General features: G+C 76.3%; 1 pseudogene. It reads left to right on the top strand.

Features of this window, described 5'->3' with window-relative positions:
- A pseudogene (locus tag HYE82_RS36945) lies at positions 1-650 on the top strand (hypothetical protein); the annotation flags it as partial.

Here is a 650-nt window from a genome sequence, read left to right as displayed (position 1 = left end):
CGCATCCCCTCGCCCTCGAACCCCTCGCCCCACCGCGACCGCCGGCCCTCGAACTCCGCGTCCACGGAGTCCACGGCGCTTCCCCCGAGGAGCTGCTCGACGATCCGCGTACCGTCCGGGTCACCGGCGACGCGACCGCCGCCGTGTTCCGCCGCGCCGCCGACGCCGACGCCGAGTCCCACCCCGAGCGGTACGCCGGCCGGCCCGTCGTCGAGGCCTACTGCTGGTCCCGGCTCACCTCCGGAAACGGCTCCCGCGCCCTGTGGCTGCTGCTCCTGCCCTTCATGGTCGTCAATCTCGCCCACTGGGCCCGGCCCGCCACACCTCCCGCCCCTGACGGCACACCAGCGCCGCGCGCGGTCCGGGCGTACGGGGTCCTCGTCCGGCTCCTCGCCCTCAGCCTCACCCTGCTGCTGATCGCGGCCGCCTGCGAGGTCGCCCTCGACCTGCTCGCCTGGCAGTGCGCGGGAACCGCCGCCTGCACGGCCTCCCACTCCTGGCTGCGGTTCGCGGAGCCCGGCGGCTGGTGGGGCCAGCCCGGGCGGCGGCTCGCGCTCGGCGCCCTGCTCCCGGCCGCGCTGACCGGGCTGCTGTGGTTCCTGTCGAACCGGACGTGGAGCGCGTACGAGTCCCAGACCCCGCCCCAGGAG

Source organism: Streptomyces sp. BR123, from assembly GCF_013401435.1.
Lineage (GTDB): Bacteria > Actinomycetota > Actinomycetes > Streptomycetales > Streptomycetaceae > Streptomyces.
This window is presented reverse-complemented; position numbering and strand designations above follow the sequence as displayed.